Origin of the sequence: Grimontia celer (assembly GCF_900055185.1) — a bacterium.
GTDB classification, from domain to species: Bacteria; Pseudomonadota; Gammaproteobacteria; order Enterobacterales; family Vibrionaceae; genus Enterovibrio; species Enterovibrio celer.
Genome location: NZ_FIZX01000002.1, coordinates 1400514 through 1417401, shown reverse-complemented (window position 1 = coordinate 1417401; position 16888 = coordinate 1400514). Strand labels below are relative to the sequence as shown.

The window sequence follows — 16888 nt, the reverse complement described above, 5'->3', positions numbered from 1 at the left end:
CATGATGGATCTGGATTTCACACACCCAATAATACAATCATTTCTTTTTGTTACTGCATCAGCATTTGTCCCTTTGTTGCTGGTATCTGTGACCAGTTTTACTCGATATGTGATTGTTCTGTCGTTACTAAGAACTGCTTTAGGATTACAACAAACGCCACCAAATATTGTTGTTATATCTTTGGCATTGTTTATGAGTGTATTTACGATGGCACCGGTATATATGGATATTAAAGGTGAAAGCTATGATAAATACCAAGACGGTATGGTTTCTCAGGAAGTAGCAATAGATAATGGTCTCTCAGCCTTTTCTGAATATTTAACAAGTCAAACAACAGAAAAAGATTACTACTTCGTGAAAGGGCTAAGTCAAGATGACAGTAATAGTGTAGATAGCATACTTCCCAACGACCTCGGTACATTAATACCTGCGTTTATGCTTACTGAGCTTAAAGCAGCTTTTCAGTTTGCATTTGTCATTTTTCTACCCTTTGTACTCATAGACTTGATCGTTGCAAGTGTACTAATGGCACTTGGTATGATTATGTTGCCACCTATTTCGATTTCTCTTCCTATCAAAATATTGGTCTTTGTGCTGATCGACGGTTGGACACTGTTGGTTGGTAGCTTAATCAGTGGGTTCTAGCCCCGTTTTTCGATATGAAAGACAGAACGTATTCATCTTTAGTGCTGGACATGCTCCCTTGGTGTGAGGTTATCGCTAAGGGTTTTGTCAGAAAGCACTATTACAACAAAGAGAATGAGTATGGTGACTACGTAAACAGCGCAGTAGTCGGACTATATGATGCCTACAGGAACTATGACGAAAAGAAAGGTCAGGTTCAGCCATATTGTTTTCGTTATATGTACCTGGAAATGAACCGTATCCTAATTCATTCCAACGCCTATCAATCTCGTAAACTTAGCATGGCACATTCAGGTTACGCCATGGATGAATACCTTTCCCTAAATTACCCTGACAGCTCCATATACAGCAGCATTGATGGGTCCGTTCAAAGGTCATATGAATTCTCTGATCTCATAGCAGCTCAAAACCTCATCGTTTCATTATGTGTCGATAGGAAAAAGGTCATGGTCGATCATTACTTCCGAGACATCAAAATTAAAGACATTGCTTCTTCAATGGGGAGAGATCCCTCAAGAATATCTCAGATACACCAGTTGGCGATTAGTGAGTTAAAAAATAAAGCGAGTGGTAAGGACAAAAATGGATAATGAACTCAACTACGAAGAGTTGTTACATCTCGCAGCATACTCTGTGAACAATAGTGATTTGGCGACTGCATTGAATCTCTGTAAGAAAGTAGATATCAATGCGGTACCGGATCAAAGGTTAAATCTTATACATGCAGCCATTCTTAACCAGTTAGGGTTACATCGAGAATCTATCGATCTTTATAAACTGGTTATAGAAAATGAGCCTGAAAATGAGTTGGCGAGATTTCAGTTAGGCGTTGCTTACTTTTTCAGTAACGATCTGGAAGGTGCGGAAACTTACTGGGATAAACTGGATTACTTTGCTCACTTCGCAGAAGGGTTGATCGCAGCGAAGGAAGGAAAGTTCGATGAAGCCATCAAACACCTTTCGTTGTTTATCGCGAATAATGATTTATACCCGGCGTTGAACAATGATGCTGGCAATTTGTTGAAAGCTTTTGAAGATAAACTAGAAAAAGACAAGGCGGTGGGTTCACAAGACAATGTTACTGAGATAACAACTAAAGAGCCTGAAGCATCTGAAAGTCTGCAAGAACCTGTCGATCAGAAACCAGCACCACCGGATGTTGCTGCTTTGCTTTCTATCTACAAGGAGTGACGCTTTTCCTTCTTTTTATTCCTTCTGAGATCTCTCAAAAGGCCACAAGTCGTGACTCATCTCACGCTTTGTGGCCTTTTTTCGTTTTCCCGCTCAGTTTTTTCCGCGTTTCTTTCCATGTAGGGGTGTCACCCATAAAAACACTCAAGGAAAGAACAGATGGCACTTATCATCGGCGGCGCAGGGCTGGGACAGTTTGACGTACAGGGACAGGCGACGGTCGGGGGCGCAGGCGGGATAGCCGTGAACGCGTTCACCGGCAATGTCGTGGCGGGGGGCGCCGACCAGCGTCTGATTACCCAGGGGCTGGACCTGTCACTGGCACGCACCTACAACAGCCAGGGTACCAGCGGGGAAGCGTGGCGCTTCTCGTTTGAGCGTTCAGTGCTGGCGGCCGGGGATGTGCTTGAGCGCGTGACCGGGGATGGCCATCGCAGTGTGTTCCGATTGCAAGCGGATGGGTCGTACCTGTCGACGTCCGGCAGCGGTGCCCATGATGTGCTGGTGCGTGACGGAGAGACCTGGGTGTACACCGAAGGGACGACGGGTCTTCGTGAAGTGTACCGTGTGGGTGACGGTCAGCTTCAGTACACCGAAGACAGCGACGGCAACCGCGTCACCTACGGGTATGAGAATGGCGTGCTGACTTCGCTGGTGGGCGCGGGCGGGGAGACCCTGAGTGTGGTCTATGATGACGCCGGCCGTGTCTCGCGTTTAGATACCTATGTGGCGGGGGCAGACGGTGACCTGACCCACAGCCACAGCAAAGTCCATTACGGGTATGACGACCTGGGGCGTCTGTCGTCGGTGACGGTGGACTTAACCCCGGCGGATAAATCTATCGAAGATGGCCATGTTTTTACCACCACCTACACCTATCACGGCACCTCCTCCCTGATAGACAGTGTCACCCAGAGTAACGGCAGTGTGGTGACCCTGTCGTATCAGGATGTGGAGGGGCAGACGCGCCTGAGCACTGTCAATGATAACGGTCAGGTGACGGCCTTTGACTGGGACATGACCCGGGCCAACGGGCACCAGCTGGCGGTGACCGATGCGGGTGGCGCGGTGCGCTACTACCAGCACGATGCACAAGGACGCCTGACGTCCGTGCTGTCACCGGACGTGGTGTATGGGGAAAGTGCCGGGGCAGAGGCTGCTGCGGTGCAAGGCCGTATGACCTATACCTATGACGACGCTGACAACCTCAAGACCGTCACCGACGCCAGCGGGGCGGTGGTACGTAACACCTATGACGATAACGGTAACCTGACAGAGGTGCACCGCAACGGGGTGCTGACCCTGTCCCATGCCTATGATGCCAACAACCAGCGTATCAGCAGCACCCGCTACCACGAAGACGGCACGGTTGAAGGTATCAGCCATGCGGTGTATGACGGACGCCTGCTGCGCTTTACTGTGTCCTCGGTGGGCAGTGTCACCGAGCACACCTACAATGGGGTGGGCGAGCGGGTCTCAACCCGGGTGTACACCGGGGCGCCGTTCGACACCGGGGCGGTGGTTGACCTGTCCGCTCTCGAGGGCTGGGCAGGCACACAGAACAAACAACAGAGTATCCTGACGGACTACACCTATGCCCGCGGGGAAGTGGCGACCCAGACCACCTACACCCAGCTGGACAGTGAAGGTCAGGGTATCGTGGTGGCCGACATCACGGTCTCCAGTTCGACACAGGCCAGTGGCCGCAGCGTGAGCGTGGGCACCACCCCGGTGGTGAGCGACCTGGGGACGGGCATTACCCTGACGGTGCTGGATGCACAGCACCGGGTGGTCTCCAGTACGACGGTAGACACCCAGACTGAAGCGGCCGGGGGCCGGTTGCTGACAGAGGCATTAGCCGCACTGGTGATGCCGGAAGAAGGGGGCAAGGTGGTGGTGACCGGCTCAGACGGCTGGGCCAACAACTTCAGCGGCAAGGCCGCGAATGCTCTGAAAGCCCTGGGGCTGGACCACCCGCTGTTTACCGGGACAATAGACGAGCGCCGCGCCTCAGACACCCTACTGGTGGCGGTGAGTGAAGTCAAAGACGGCCAGTGGTCACTGGTAGACCAGAGTGTGCGGGCGGCAGACGGGGCACTGACCCTGTCAGTGACCGGCACTGAACATGTGCAGATGACCTATGATGCGTTCGGCAACCTGCTGGGGACACAGACCCTGAGCGGGAACCTGGCGACGGGGGAAGTGCGGGTGCTGTCCCAGAGCAGCCAGGTGGTGGATGGCCTGAACCGGGTTATCAGCACCACGGACGCGGCCGGGAACACCGTCAGTACCCAGTACCTGGACGCCAGCCGGCAGGTGTTGGTGACCCAGGAAAGTGGCCTGGTGACCGAGCGCACCTTCAGTGCGCGCGGGGAGCTGGTGACCGAGACCCAGCGGGCGACAGGGGAAGCGAGCCGCACCCGTGGCTTTGTCTATGATGCCCGTGGCCAGCTTGTGGCCAGCACCTACCCGAACGGCAGCGTGAGCGTGCAGCAGTATGACAGTGCGGGACGTCTGTGGGTGAGTGTGTCCGTGACCGGTCAGGTGACCGAGTACCGCCGGGACAGTGAAGGGCGGGTGGTGCAGGAAATCCGCTACGACAGTGCGTTGGACATGACCGGCTGGTTGAGTGACGAGGATGGCCAGTCCACCCTCGCTGTTACGGCAGAGGATATCCTGTCCCAGGTCAGTGAGAAGGCGACCCACCGCATCATTACCACTGAGTACGATGCCCGTGGCCGCGTGCACCGTGTGATAGACGGGGAAGGGCGTGTGGCGGAGACGGTGTATGACCACCAGGACCGCCCGACCCAGACCCTGACTTACACAGAGGGTGACCGGGCGAATACCGTCAGTGTCACCCGCACTTACGATGAGGCGGGCCGTCTGGTGAGCCAGACTGATGCTGACGGCTTTATTACCCGCTATGCCTATGACGCGGCAGGGCGTCTGAGTGATACCCGTACCTACCATCAGGCCAATGCGGATGTCGACAATACCAAGGCGACAGACATTGACCGCATCCAGACCTTCTACGATGCCAGGGGACGCCAGCAATATGTGCTGGACGCCCAGGGCTTTTTAACCGGGACCCGCTATCTGGAGGGGGGGCGGGAAGTGGCCACTTACCGCTACCTGGGTGTGGTCAAAAACCGTGATGGCGGTATGGAGAGCATCCTGAGTCAGGCCGGCACCGCCCAGTTGCTGAGCCGCGTGAGCCATGACAGCGCGGGACGCCTTATCAGCAGCATCAACCAGTATGGCATAGAGACCCGCTACGCCTACGATGAGGTGACCGGGCTGTTGCGCCAGCAGACCCTGGCAGCCAACACGGACGACAGCCGCAGCGTGTACCAGACCTACACCGGCTTTCATGAACAAGAAGGCCAGGTGACCCTGGCGGGGAAACAGGACTGGCAATCGCTGGCCCTGACCGACCTGGTCACGCAGCAGGGCAGCCAGACCACCTACAACATCATGGGCTGGACAGAGAGCACTTCCCACCCGGCGACCGGCACCACCACCTATGCCTATGACCGGGCAGGGCGCCTGCTGTCGACGACCGACGCAGAGGGCAGCACCACCTCCACCACCTACAACGCCTTCGGGGAGACCCACACCCGGACAGCCGGGGGGGAACGCAAAGAGACCTTCACCTATGACAACGCCGGACGTCTGAGCCGCAAGGTGGACGGGGAAGGCATCACCACTGCGTATCACTACAACCATCAAGGCCATGTCAGCCATACGGTGCGCCAGCATGTGTCGGATGCCTATCAGGCGTTCAACACCACGGAAGGGGAGGCCCGGGGTGACCTGATTGCGCGCTATGTGACCCAGTATGGCTATGATGCGCGGGGGAATGTGATTGCCCAGTCGGTGGCGAAAGACACCCGTGAGGGGAGCAGCATCACTGGCGGTGATTCGCTGAATGACATTGCGCCGTCATCCAGGCTCAAATACGTGGCCCAGTGGACGCGCAAGTATGACCATGCGGGGCGCAGGGTGGAAGAGAGGGACGGTGCCGGGAGAATAACCACCCTGACCTATGCGGAGTGGGGGCGTAAGCGCATTACCCGCCTGAGCGGGGCCATGCAGGAGCGTATCGAGCTGGATGCATTCGGCCGTACCCTGAGCCAGAGTGATGGCAAGGGGCTGCTCACCCGTTACACCTATGACGACCACCTGAGCACCCTCACTATCCTGACCCCGGGCGGGGTGCGGACCTCGACGGAGAAGAATGCCCACGGGGAGACCCTGACGGTCACTGACGGGGAGGGCAACCAGCGCCACTTCCACTATGACCACCGGGGTCAGGTGACCCGCACCGAATTTACCGCCGCGGGCAGTGACACGGCCGAGACCCTGACCACCAACACCTACGATACTGACACTGGCCTGTTGCACTTCACGGTTGACAGTGAAGGGGGCAAAACCGAATACCGCTACAAAGACAACGGCCTGCAATGGCAGGTTATCCAGCATGTGGATGACATCACGCTCACCACGGAATACGGCTATGACAGCCAGAACCGCATTATCTGGCGTAACAGCGAAGGGCGGGTCACCACGGTCCGCTATGACAGCCATAACCGGGAGATACACACCGAATTAGGCGGTGTTGCCACCACCTACCGGTACGATGCCAACGGGAAGGTGCTCCGCAGCGTGGAAGGCGAGGTGATTGCGGCCACCGACACTGCGGCGGCGCGGGTACTGGAAGAGCGCGTGACCGAATATGGCTACGACGCCCAACAGAATCTCACCCACAAGGTGGTGAAATCCGGCGCCGACTGGGACCAGACCCAGAGTGTGCGCACCACGGAATACCGCTACAACGGGGCCGGCCAGGTGACCGAGAAAATCACCGGCAACGGTGCGGTGACCCGCTACACCTATGACGGCCGCGGCCGGGTGGTGCATGAGGTCAATGCCCTGAACTATGTCACCGAATACGACTATGACGTGAATGACCGGGTGACACAGACCACCCGCTATGCCCACGCTATTGAAGCGCCCCGCACCTGGACCGCTTTCCTGACCGGCAAAGAAGCCGAGAAGGTGGCCGACAGCACAAAAGACCGCGTCACGAAAACCCAGTACGACAAAGACGGGCGTATCACCTACGAAATCGACGGGGCCGGGTATGCCACCGGCTACACCTATAACGCCAACGGGCAGGTACTGACCACCACCCAATACCACAAGCCGACCACCGAAGCGGGCTGGAACCAGGCCTCCGCCGCCAACCGCACCACCCACAGCCTGTATGACGGCAAAGGACAGCTTCGCTTTACCGTGAGCCCGAACGGGCAGGTGAGTGAGCGCCGCTATGACGGGGAAGGCAGGGTCACCCAGACCCTGCGTTATGGCGAGACGGTGAGCCTGACCGCTGCACTCACGGACACCAACGCCCTCAGCGAGCACCTCAAGACGCAACTGGCGAACGAGACCGTGCGCAGTGAGATGACGGTCTATGACACCCTGGGCCGCAAGCGCTTTACCCTGGATGGTGACGGCTACCTGATTGAGTACCAATACAACCGCCACTCGGAAGTCGCGACCAAGAAAGAGTATGTCAACAACAGCGCCATCAAGAACGCCATCATCAGCGTGCGCAATGGCGACAGTGTGCTCAGTGATTATGGGGTGTTCCAGCAGGCGTTGGACACCCTGGGCGGGATTGAGGATGCGGCTGAGTATCTTCAGGAGAGACTCAATGAAGTCAATGAACAGCAGGCACGTATTGACAGCCTGAATGCCGACATTCTGGCCCTTGAGCAGGACATCGCAGCGACAGATGCAGAGAACCATACTCTGGGTATCGACATCAATGATGCGGCAAACCGCATCGACAGCCTGTACCTGGAAGTGCGGGAAGAGGCGGCCTATCAGGAAACCCTCAAGCAGGACATCCTGGCGCTTAGACAAGAAATCGCCGAGAAGGAAAACGCTCTTAGGGCGGAGTATAGCGAAGAGTTAGCTGCCGCCAGGGCTGCAGTTGGCGTTGCCAATAACGCGTATGAAGCGGCACTGAGCCATAAAGCCGTCACCGAAGCCGCCGTACAGGCGTTGGTGGGAGAGAGCGTCATCACCGAATTGTTGCCAGACATGACGGATGATTTTGCCTTGCCGTCAGGCGTTTTAGGCCAATCGACGACCTCTGATATGGCAGCGCAGGCAGCATTATCCCTGCTGAACACAGCAGAAAGTCAACTGGTGACCGCCATCAACGCGATTCGCTTTGAAGGGGTGACGGATGAGGCGGAGTTAGCCTCCCTTAATGCCCAGCTTGCTAATCTGCAAGCGGCCGTTGCGCGCGTGTTCCAGACAGAGCAGGCGATACGAAATGATATGGCTGCCCGGTATACCGTGACCTATACCCAGGCCAACCAAACCCAGACCCAGACGACGTTGGCAGATGTGCAAGCCCGGCAGGCCTACATGGAAGCCCAAATCGCTGAGCATGCATTTACCGCCCTCGGCGAGCCTGCGGATGTGCAAAAAGCGCCGCTGTCGGTCAGTCATGAAATCGCCGATGCCCGCACTGAAGCCGAGCTGCAGGCCGCCATTGAGCAGGCTCAGGTCGACTATGAGACGGCCATAGCGCTGGCGCAGGAGAAAAACCGGTCGGTAACAGGCTTTATTCAGGGGATGTATGGCTCAATCACCCAGAGCTTTAATGCGGCTACCGATGAGTTTTTGCCCAACTTGTATGTTCCTTATCAATACTACAGCGTCCCCTACTTGCACTCGGCACATGCTCTTTTTGATTGGGAGTTGGATCGCCATAGCAATCACTTCAATATTTATGGATATAGCGAGCACTTCGAGCAAGCGCTGAACGATGCGCTAAGCCCGGGAGGGCTCGAATCAGTCAAAGCCCAGCAAACAACCCTGCAGCATCACCTCGCTCATGTTCGGTATATATCCTATACCACCAGTTCTGTTGCAGGCATGTTGGATGTGCAGAAGAGCCTGACACAAACACTGACGCAACTGGATGCGCTTTTATCTGACCCATCTGAATGGTTCCTGACACAGGAAGAAGCCACGGCCTTGTGGGAGGCCCGTGAGCAAGAAGTCAATGCGCCGTCCGCTGAAAGCGCATACAACGCCGCGATGTATCAGGCTGAACGCGATGCCATCGTTTTTCGCACTTACATAAAAAGTGCCCTTTCTGACATGGCGATGTTGGCTGACAGGCTTACCACTTACTATGACGCCCTGCTTGACCGAGACGAAGCCAAGCAAACCCTCGAGACTTTGAAAAATACCCTGTCGACGCGCCAATCCGAATCGGTGACTACCGCGCTTCGTGAGGCGCTCCGCGCTACTGCTCTGGAACTGCAACAAAACGCCGCAGACATTGCCGTTCAGCAGGACTTGCTGACAATCGACCCGGACAACAGTGAGGCGCTGGCAAAGCTGGTGCAACTGGAAGCGAAAGAGACCGAACTTCTCACAACCCAGTCAGCGCTGATGGTTGAGCTGGACGCAACAGACAGTGTGCAGGATGTGGTGACCAGCATCGCGATAAACAGCCTCGACGATGCTGTCCGGGTGAAGGTTGACGCTGAAAAGGACATCCTGGCTAACAAGGCGAAGATAGCCACCCTGAAAGGCGAGGTGGCGACCCTTTCTGAGAAAATCGACGAGCAGTTGGTTGATTTGGCTGAGCGGCGCAGCGCCTATGACGCGCAGTTGCAGGCTGTTCAGGATGCAGATACTGCGCTGAAAAACACCCAATCCACTTTGGCCACCCAGCAGCAAGCCCTGGAGACACACATCCTGAATGTGGGCAACGCTCAAGCCGCGGTGGCGCAGCTCAGTGCCAATAAGCAATCGGCGTTGGATGACCAGTCCAGTGCGCAGCAAACCCTTCAACTGGAAACCCAGAAACTCGACAGTGCCAATGAATTGCTGTCCATACATGAGCCGGTGTTGACGCAGGAAGGCGTGTTGGATGAAGAGGCGAATGCGGAAGAGCTGAGTGAAGCCATCACAGACCTTGGTGCCGCCACAACTCAGGAGGGGAATGCCAGAACGGCACTGCGGAACTATCTGACATCCGGGGTGAAGGGCGCTTCTCAAACGTATCATGTGACTGATACCTATAAGGCATTAAACCTAAGCCCAAAAATGAATGATCGTCTGGCATCAGGGCAATTTGGGCATACTACTGAGAGAATGCATCAGTGGGTTGTTGGTTTAATAAGCCCTCAATTCCCTCAGATTACAAATATGCCGATCAAGATTATCGAAACGGGGTTTATAGTTGGGGATTTCATCAATAGCGTGGATTTGGCTCCAGCGTTTTCGGAAGTGAAAAAGTACAAAGATGTTTTAAATGGTTTAATCCAGTTATTCCAAAGCCTACCTGCGTACAATTACAGAAACTTGCCTACCACACTATACCCTATGGACTATTTTTCGGCTGTATATGGTGCAGTATTTAATGGCGGTTTTGCCTCGATACATTCGGGTTTTGCTGATCACATTGTGAATACCATAGCAATTGACTACTACAATTTTTATTTAGATATTCAAAATTGGGCCAATGAAGGTATCAAAGAGCTGAACCTGCTCGAGGGCTATCTGGTTGCCATCAACAACGCTGTTACCAATAAAAATACCCTGCAGGCGACGGTTAACCGCCTGACCGAGGTCGACGTCGCCTACGACAAAGTCACCGAAGCCAACGCGGCGAAAGAAGCGGCTAAAACGGCCATTGCCAATGCCAACGCGGCTATTTCTGATTCGCGCGCTGCTCTGCTTTTAATTGACCAGGACATTGCCGATGCCGAAGCCGCGCTGACGGCGGCCCGCTCAGCACGTGAGGCCGGGGAAGCGGCGGTCGCCAGTACCCGCGTGACCCTGGCGCAGGCAGAAGTGGACAAAGCCAATGCTGAGAAACTGCTGCTTCAGGCGCGCAGCCAGCTCAATGTGGCGGCGGATAACTACAACGAAGCCCAATCCGCCCTCTTGCTGGCCACCGATTCCTTAGACTCTGCCTATGACAATCTGGGTGTGGCGCTGGACCTACACCGTCAGGCAGACATGTACATCCGCCAGGCGGAGGTCTCAAAAGACGAAGCCAAAGCCACCCTGGCGGAAGCGCAGGAGCTTGTCAGCCTGGCGCACTTCTCGGTTTACCGTAAAGCCAATGCTGACATCGCCAGCCATGATACCTCTTATGAATACGATGACCGTGGCCAGCTCAAAACCGAGCTGTCTGCCTTGGTCAGCTTCGGTGAGCATACTGACGCGGGGGTTCAGCAATACATCGGTCGCCTGGCGATTGAACACACCTATGACAGCTTGGGCAATGTCAGGACCACCACCACTGCGGCCAATACCAATCAGGCGTCGACGAAGGCCTTTGAGTACGACGTGCAGGGCAACCAGACCCGCGCTGTTGGCTTGGGTGGCGGCTCGGTTATCTACAACAACCAGAACCTTGCAGCGGTTAACATCAATGCCCTCGGGCATCGCCGTGACCGGGTGTATGACGATGAAGGGCGCTTGCGCTATGAAGTCGATGAACTGGGTTTTGTCACCGAGCACCGCTACGACGGGCTCAACCAGAAAACCACGCAGCTGCGTTATGCCAACGCGTATACCGCAAGCCGCCCAGAGGGCGAGCCGCTGACACTGGCAGCGCTGGACGCTTTCATCTCAGAAGGAGAAGGTGGGGATTACCGCGCGCTGGATTACCGCTACAGCACCCGCGGTGAGCTTGAAACCACCACCACGTCGAGCTCGGTCGACAGCCAGACCCGTACCAACGGGGTGCACCACAATGCCTTTGGTGACAAGACGTCGACCTTTACCACCTATGTTGACGAACAGGGTGAGAGCCTGACCGTCACCAACCAACAGCACCTGTATAACGCGGCAGGCCAGCTGATGGCGAGCCAGGATGCAGAAGGGTATGTCACCGTGTATGCCTACAACGGCTACGGTGAGCTGTCGTCCCAACGTGAAATCAAGGCACGTTATGTGGACAGCAACAATAACCCGCTGGTGTGGGACAGGACATCGGTAGAAGCGTGGGCAGAGACCCAACAAGGCGCCGCCCGTGAGCGCCGCACCGACTTTGCCTATGACGCCCGGGGCAATCGCCAGCAGGTGACCCAGGTCGATGTAGAGTACGCTCAGCATGGCGGCACCACGGTCGAGCAGGTGCGCGGTGACCTTATCACCACCACCTACCACGACCATGCCGGCCGCCAGTTTATGACTGTGCAGGAAGCCGCCCCGTCTGACCCGGCAAGCCACCTGATAGCAGAGAACCGCACGTTGCAAAGCTACGATGCCCTGGGGCGTCTGGTGTCAAGCTGGAGCAAGCGCAAGGACTATGTGGTTTCCGGTCTGCAACTGAGCCTTGAAGGAGTTATCCCGGACCGCCTACAGAAACACCAGCTGACCAGTTACCGCTATGACGCACAGGGCAACCTGATGGCGACAGAAAGCGATGGCCGCACCACCTATCAGTACTACGATGCAGACGGCAAGCTGACCCGCCGCGTGGATGCAGAAGGGAACGTCACCCATGTTGAGATGGATGACATGAACCGCACCCAGGCAGAATGGCGCCATGTGAGTGCACCGGGGTACCAATACCAGCAGCGCACCGAATACAACTACGACGCGACCGGTCGCCAGACCGGGACCACGGTGGTGGTAAATGGCGGCGACAACATCAGAGAGGAAGCGCACTACAACGCCTTTGGCGAAGTGGAAGCCAAGACCCACAACGGCGTGGTGCAGGAAGCGTATGTCTATGACGGGCTGGGCCGCGTCGACACCAAAACAATGCATGGCAGTCAGCACAATGTCATCACCACTTACCAATACAACTGGCTGGATAAGGTCACCGTAGAGACCCTGGGCGGCAACCGTACCACCACCCGGGCATATGACCTCAAGGGCAACCTGACGGGCGAAAAAGGACCGTGGTTTGATGGCAAGCAGTCCGTCACCACCCAGACCTTCGACCGCTGGGGCAATGTGCTCAAGCAAACCATGAATGGCAACACCTACGACTTTGTCTATAACCATGCCAACCAGGTGATATTGCAGACCTCACCGCTGGAAAACAAAACCATTGTCGACGCCACTGGTCAGGTGGACACCGACGCCCGCCCTCAAACCCGGATGTTCTATGACCAACACGGTAACCGCATCGCCGTACAGGATGCTAACGGCCACTGGCAATGGAGCGGTTATGACCTGACGGGCCAGAAACTTTGGGATAAAAACGGTCAGGGGGGTATCACCCGTTACTATCACAACATCCACGGGGAGATGGTCGGGCGCATCAATACCGACGGTCAGGGGGAAGTTTACCGCTACAACAACAATGGCCAGTTGTTGACCCGCTCAAAAATCGACAACGCCAAAGAACTCATCGTGCTTGAAGAGGGTAACGATGTTTACTATCACGAAACCGATGACGGCTCACCGGGTTATCTGGAAGTCTATGCCCAGTATGCCTACGACCAGGCCGGCCAGCGTTACCACGAGCAATGGTTCGGTGGCTCTGGATACGAAATCTACACCCGGTTTGATGCTGCGGGTCGGGTGCTGGAAACCAAGGGCGCAGGTCAACACAAACGCTACACCTACGACAGTTTCGGTAACAAAGAAGCCGAAATCTGGCTCGATGGCGGTATAGAGCAAGCCCGGAAAACCTCCGCCTATGATGCGTTCGGCAAGCTCTCCACCGAGACTTTGTACGACGGCAGTGTGGTGACGCATCACTATGACCGATACGGCCAGCTGGATAAAAAGACCGGTGCCATCAGCATCGACTATGACTACTGGGAAAATGGCTTACTCAAATCCCAGACAACCGGGACGAAAACGGAGTCTTACCAGTACAACGTCGACGGCAAAGAGACGAGAAGGGTGCTAAGCGACGGTGCAACGGCCCTGGTGACCCATACCGAATGGGACAACCTGGGGCGGATTGAGCGCATCCGCAATGAGGCAGTCAGTGCCTTCGGCCAGTCACTCAACGCCTCAACCGTCGCCTACCGCTACGATGCAGTGGGGAACCGCAGAAAAATTACCACCACGGGCGAGCAGAATAGCACCCGCTGGTATCACTACGACAAAGACAACCGCATGGTGGGCTCACATACCCGTGCCCATGATGTTGGCACCAACAGCATCGGCAACCATGCCGGTGACCGCACCATCACCTACACCGCGACGGGCCAGAAAAAAGACGAGACCCGCTGGGAGAACAAAACCCGTGATGGGCACACGGCCCTGGTGGAAACCGTCGACGTGTTTGACTACGACAGCAACGGCCACCTGACGTGGGTGGAAAGTGCCGAAGTGGTTCAGGGACAGTCGTATGTGGTGCGCCGGGTGAGCATGGAAAACCACAAAACCGGCCATGCGGAGCTTCAGCGCGACACGGTATATACCTATGCATACGTCAATGGACAGGTATCGGGTAACGCGACAGAATCCAAGACCACGGTCATGGACTTTGCTTATCAGGATGGCCGCTTAAGCTGGCAAGAGGTCAAAGAGAACGGTGACCCAAGCACGACGACGCACTTTTACTATCACTTCAACGGCCAGCTGCGGGAGCAGAGAAACGTTATTTACGGTGAAGACCGGGGGGTAGATAAATACACCTATACGTATCGCGCGAAAGACTTACAAAAAGCGACCATCACGGCCGACAGTACCCGCAGAGGCAACGGCAGCGGGTTCAGGGCCGGCACGACCACCCACCACTACAACAATACCGGCCAGCTCACCGGCATCACCAGTACCCGGAATGAAAGCGAGCGTAAACACCTCACGGACTTCAACGGGCAAATCGCTCTGCAGCTGGATGTGGATAAAAACACGCTGCTCGCGAACCTCACGACCTCGGGTAACCCGCTGGCGACCATCACCAAAGGCAAGGTCGATGCGGACCTGCTTGATGACAGCGGCAGCAGCGCGGGCCAACAGCCTGGTACCTATACCGTGGGTGCCAATGATACCCTGCAGCGCATTGCGCAACTGGTATATGGCGACAGCCGCTACTGGTATCTGATTGCGGATGCCAACGGCCTGTCTCCGACTGAACCACTCACCGAAGGCAAACTGCTGGTCATTCCGAACCAGCATACCCAGACCTTTAATGGCGCAGAGAGCTTCAAGCCTTACAACGAAAGTGAAGTGCTGGGTAATGTCAACCCAGATCCGATTGCCCTACCACCACCGAAGAAGAGCTGTAACCCGATTGCAATGATTGTGATGGTGGTTGTGGCAGTGGTGGTGACCATCTATACGGCAGGAGCGGCGGCAACATTGTTTGCGGGCGGTGGCTTAACGGCAGGTGGTGTCGGCGCGGCGGGCGTCGGGGCGCTGGGTGGTGTTGCGGCAGGTGGTGCAGTAGTGACTACAGCAGCAGGCGTCACGACATCTTTAGGTGCTTTGGGTCTGGCTGGAGCCGCAGCTATTGGCGGCGCCGTTGGTTCAGCCGCTTCTCAATTGGTGGGTAAAGGATTAGGGGTCGTTGACGACTTTTCGTGGGAGCAAGTCGCGCTGGGTGGTTTAACAGCTGCGGCTGCATCCGGTATTGGCGGTGCACTAGGCGAGTATGGTGTGTTTAATGCTAACCCTGACGCGGCGAATCTGGCATGGCGTCAAGCGGGTAATGCCGCCGTTAGCAGTGCGACTAGCTACGGCGGGAACTATCTGGGTTCAAAATTGCTGGGTGAGGACTTTTCATTCAGCTGGACCAATCTCGCGGCCTCTGCTGTGGGCTCTGTAGTCAGTGTGGGTTCCGCGCAGCTGACGAAAGGCTTAAATGTTGTCGGTGATACGATCGATAATTTTGTGAGTTCAGCAACCGCATCCGCTTTACGTGGTGAGTCTTTCCGAAGAAATGCGGGGAATATCCTCACTGACGCGTTTGGTAATGCTTTGGCTACAGCAGCGACCAGCGGGGCGAGGGAGGCTTATGACATTGAAAGAAGTGCAGCTTTTGAAAGAGAGAAACTTAGAAAGTCAATAGATGAAAACAGTATCAGGCTTTTGAAAACGGTAGACTTTAAGCAAAGGGAAGAGCAGCCTGGAAGGATTCTTCTCGCAAACGTTAATACACCTGAAGCGCCAAAAGGCGTAGTGCCGTCTCCTGCTAGAGTTCAAGCTGATGCCCTTCTTTACACTGCAGAGCAGCAGAGAGCAGTTTGGGACGAGTTGGAGCATATGCTCGGTGACGAAGAGTTTGCGAACATAGGGGGGTACAAAGAGTTTGGTGACTACATTTATGATGACTTACTTACTAGCGCCCTGACCAAACAGACTCTCAGGGACCTACAAATAGCTGATATCACCGTAATACCCGATCATGGAGGTCTGGGTGACAGCTTGGGAGTCTTATATGACAGAGTGTATGATCTTGAAGGTAATCAGTATGCGGGAATAGATAACGATACTGCCAACGCCTTTACCGATGGGTTTATTCAAGCACAGGACACACATAATTTAAGAACAACAGGCTATCGAATGGCTGGTGTTGATTATGCGATTGGCGGTGTTGCTGGACGTTTACTCGGCATTGGCTTGACTGGGCTTGGTACTCTGGGTAAATATGGAGCTGCGAGGTTTAGCGGAGGTGTTTCAAGTAGTAATCTTCCTTCGCAAAGGCCATCTTGGCGTCAATCTGAAATTGATGTCACTGCACCATTGGAGCTGCAAGGATTTAGAACACAAGTATCCTTCAAAGATGGTGTAGAAGTTCCATATGGCACCAAAGGAAGTACGCGGCCTGAAGCTTACACAGAAGGTCTGAGTGTAGAGGTCAAAAACTACAATGTAGAAACCTCGCAAGGTCGTAGTAATCTTGTACGGAATGTTTCAAATCAAGCTCAACATCGAGCACAGAACTTACCCGCTAATACTACGCAACAAGTCAATATTGATGTCCGTGGTCAAAATGTATCGCGTACAGAATTGAATCAAATGATCGAGCGTATGGTAGAAAGATCAAACGGTGCTCTAAGAGCTGAAGATATCAATATTTTGCGGTGA

General features: G+C 55.1%; 9 protein-coding genes and 1 pseudogene. 5 read left to right on the top strand and 5 right to left on the bottom strand.

Annotated elements, in window-relative coordinates; genetic code table 11:
- The first annotated feature begins 1 nt into the window (after nucleotide 1).
- From GCE9029_RS16605 to GCE9029_RS27125, 4 genes and pseudogenes are all read left to right on the top strand, one after another.
- Nucleotides 2-646: a flagellar type III secretion system pore protein FliP gene (locus tag GCE9029_RS16605; protein ID WP_231870134.1), complete on the top strand. Its 645-nt coding sequence runs from the start codon at nucleotides 2-4 to the stop codon at nucleotides 644-646.
- Nucleotides 647-660: 14 nt separating this feature from the next.
- On the top strand, nucleotides 661-1236 hold the full coding sequence (locus GCE9029_RS16600; RefSeq protein ID WP_157487823.1) for a sigma-70 family RNA polymerase sigma factor: 576 nt from the start codon (nucleotides 661-663) through the stop codon (nucleotides 1234-1236).
- Entirely contained in the window at nucleotides 1229-1837 is a 609-nt protein-coding gene (locus GCE9029_RS16595; protein WP_062664883.1) for a tetratricopeptide repeat protein, read from the top strand. The genes GCE9029_RS16600 and GCE9029_RS16595 overlap by 8 nt, the downstream gene beginning before the upstream one ends.
- Before the next feature lie 159 nt (nucleotides 1838-1996).
- A pseudogene (locus tag GCE9029_RS27125) lies at nucleotides 1997-2269 on the top strand (DUF6531 domain-containing protein); the annotation flags it as partial.
- A 387-nt stretch (nucleotides 2270-2656) separates the two neighbouring features.
- On the opposite strand, the gene GCE9029_RS26795 reads toward GCE9029_RS27125, so the two are convergent.
- The 5 genes from GCE9029_RS26795 to GCE9029_RS26775 form a co-directional block, all read right to left on the bottom strand.
- Nucleotides 2657-2923, bottom strand: coding sequence for a hypothetical protein (locus tag GCE9029_RS26795; RefSeq protein WP_231870133.1), 267 nt, complete (start codon nucleotides 2921-2923; stop codon nucleotides 2657-2659).
- A gap of 390 nt (nucleotides 2924-3313) precedes the next feature.
- Nucleotides 3314-3622 (bottom strand): hypothetical protein, encoded by a 309-nt coding sequence (locus GCE9029_RS26790; RefSeq protein ID WP_231870132.1) that lies wholly within the window; start codon nucleotides 3620-3622, stop codon nucleotides 3314-3316.
- A gap of 321 nt (nucleotides 3623-3943) precedes the next feature.
- Nucleotides 3944-4894 (bottom strand): hypothetical protein, encoded by a 951-nt coding sequence (locus GCE9029_RS27050; RefSeq protein ID WP_231870131.1) that lies wholly within the window; start codon nucleotides 4892-4894, stop codon nucleotides 3944-3946.
- Nucleotides 4895-4918: 24 nt separating this feature from the next.
- Nucleotides 4919-5599 (bottom strand): hypothetical protein, encoded by a 681-nt coding sequence (locus GCE9029_RS27045; protein WP_231870130.1) that lies wholly within the window; start codon nucleotides 5597-5599, stop codon nucleotides 4919-4921.
- A gap of 183 nt (nucleotides 5600-5782) precedes the next feature.
- Nucleotides 5783-6244: a hypothetical protein gene (locus tag GCE9029_RS26775; RefSeq protein ID WP_231870129.1), complete on the bottom strand. Its 462-nt coding sequence runs from the start codon at nucleotides 6242-6244 to the stop codon at nucleotides 5783-5785.
- On the opposite strand from GCE9029_RS26775, the gene GCE9029_RS16590 reads away from it, so the two are divergent.
- Nucleotides 6239-16888, top strand: a complete 10650-nt coding sequence (locus tag GCE9029_RS16590; RefSeq protein WP_231870128.1) for a hypothetical protein — start codon at nucleotides 6239-6241, stop codon at nucleotides 16886-16888. The two genes, GCE9029_RS26775 and GCE9029_RS16590, sit on opposite strands and share 6 nt — an antisense overlap.

Excerpts from the sequence above, each read along its gene's own strand:
- GCE9029_RS27045 (WP_231870130.1), bottom strand. The coding sequence starts at position 5,599 with ATGCTGGCGCACCGTATGGCTGACATGGCCTTGATGGTTGTAGTGATA.
- GCE9029_RS16605 (WP_231870134.1), top strand. The coding sequence starts at position 2 with ATGATGGATCTGGATTTCACACACCCAATAATACAATCATTTCTTTTT.
- GCE9029_RS16595 (WP_062664883.1), top strand. The coding sequence starts at position 1,229 with ATGGATAATGAACTCAACTACGAAGAGTTGTTACATCTCGCAGCATAC.
- GCE9029_RS16600 (WP_157487823.1), top strand. The coding sequence starts at position 661 with ATGAAAGACAGAACGTATTCATCTTTAGTGCTGGACATGCTCCCTTGG.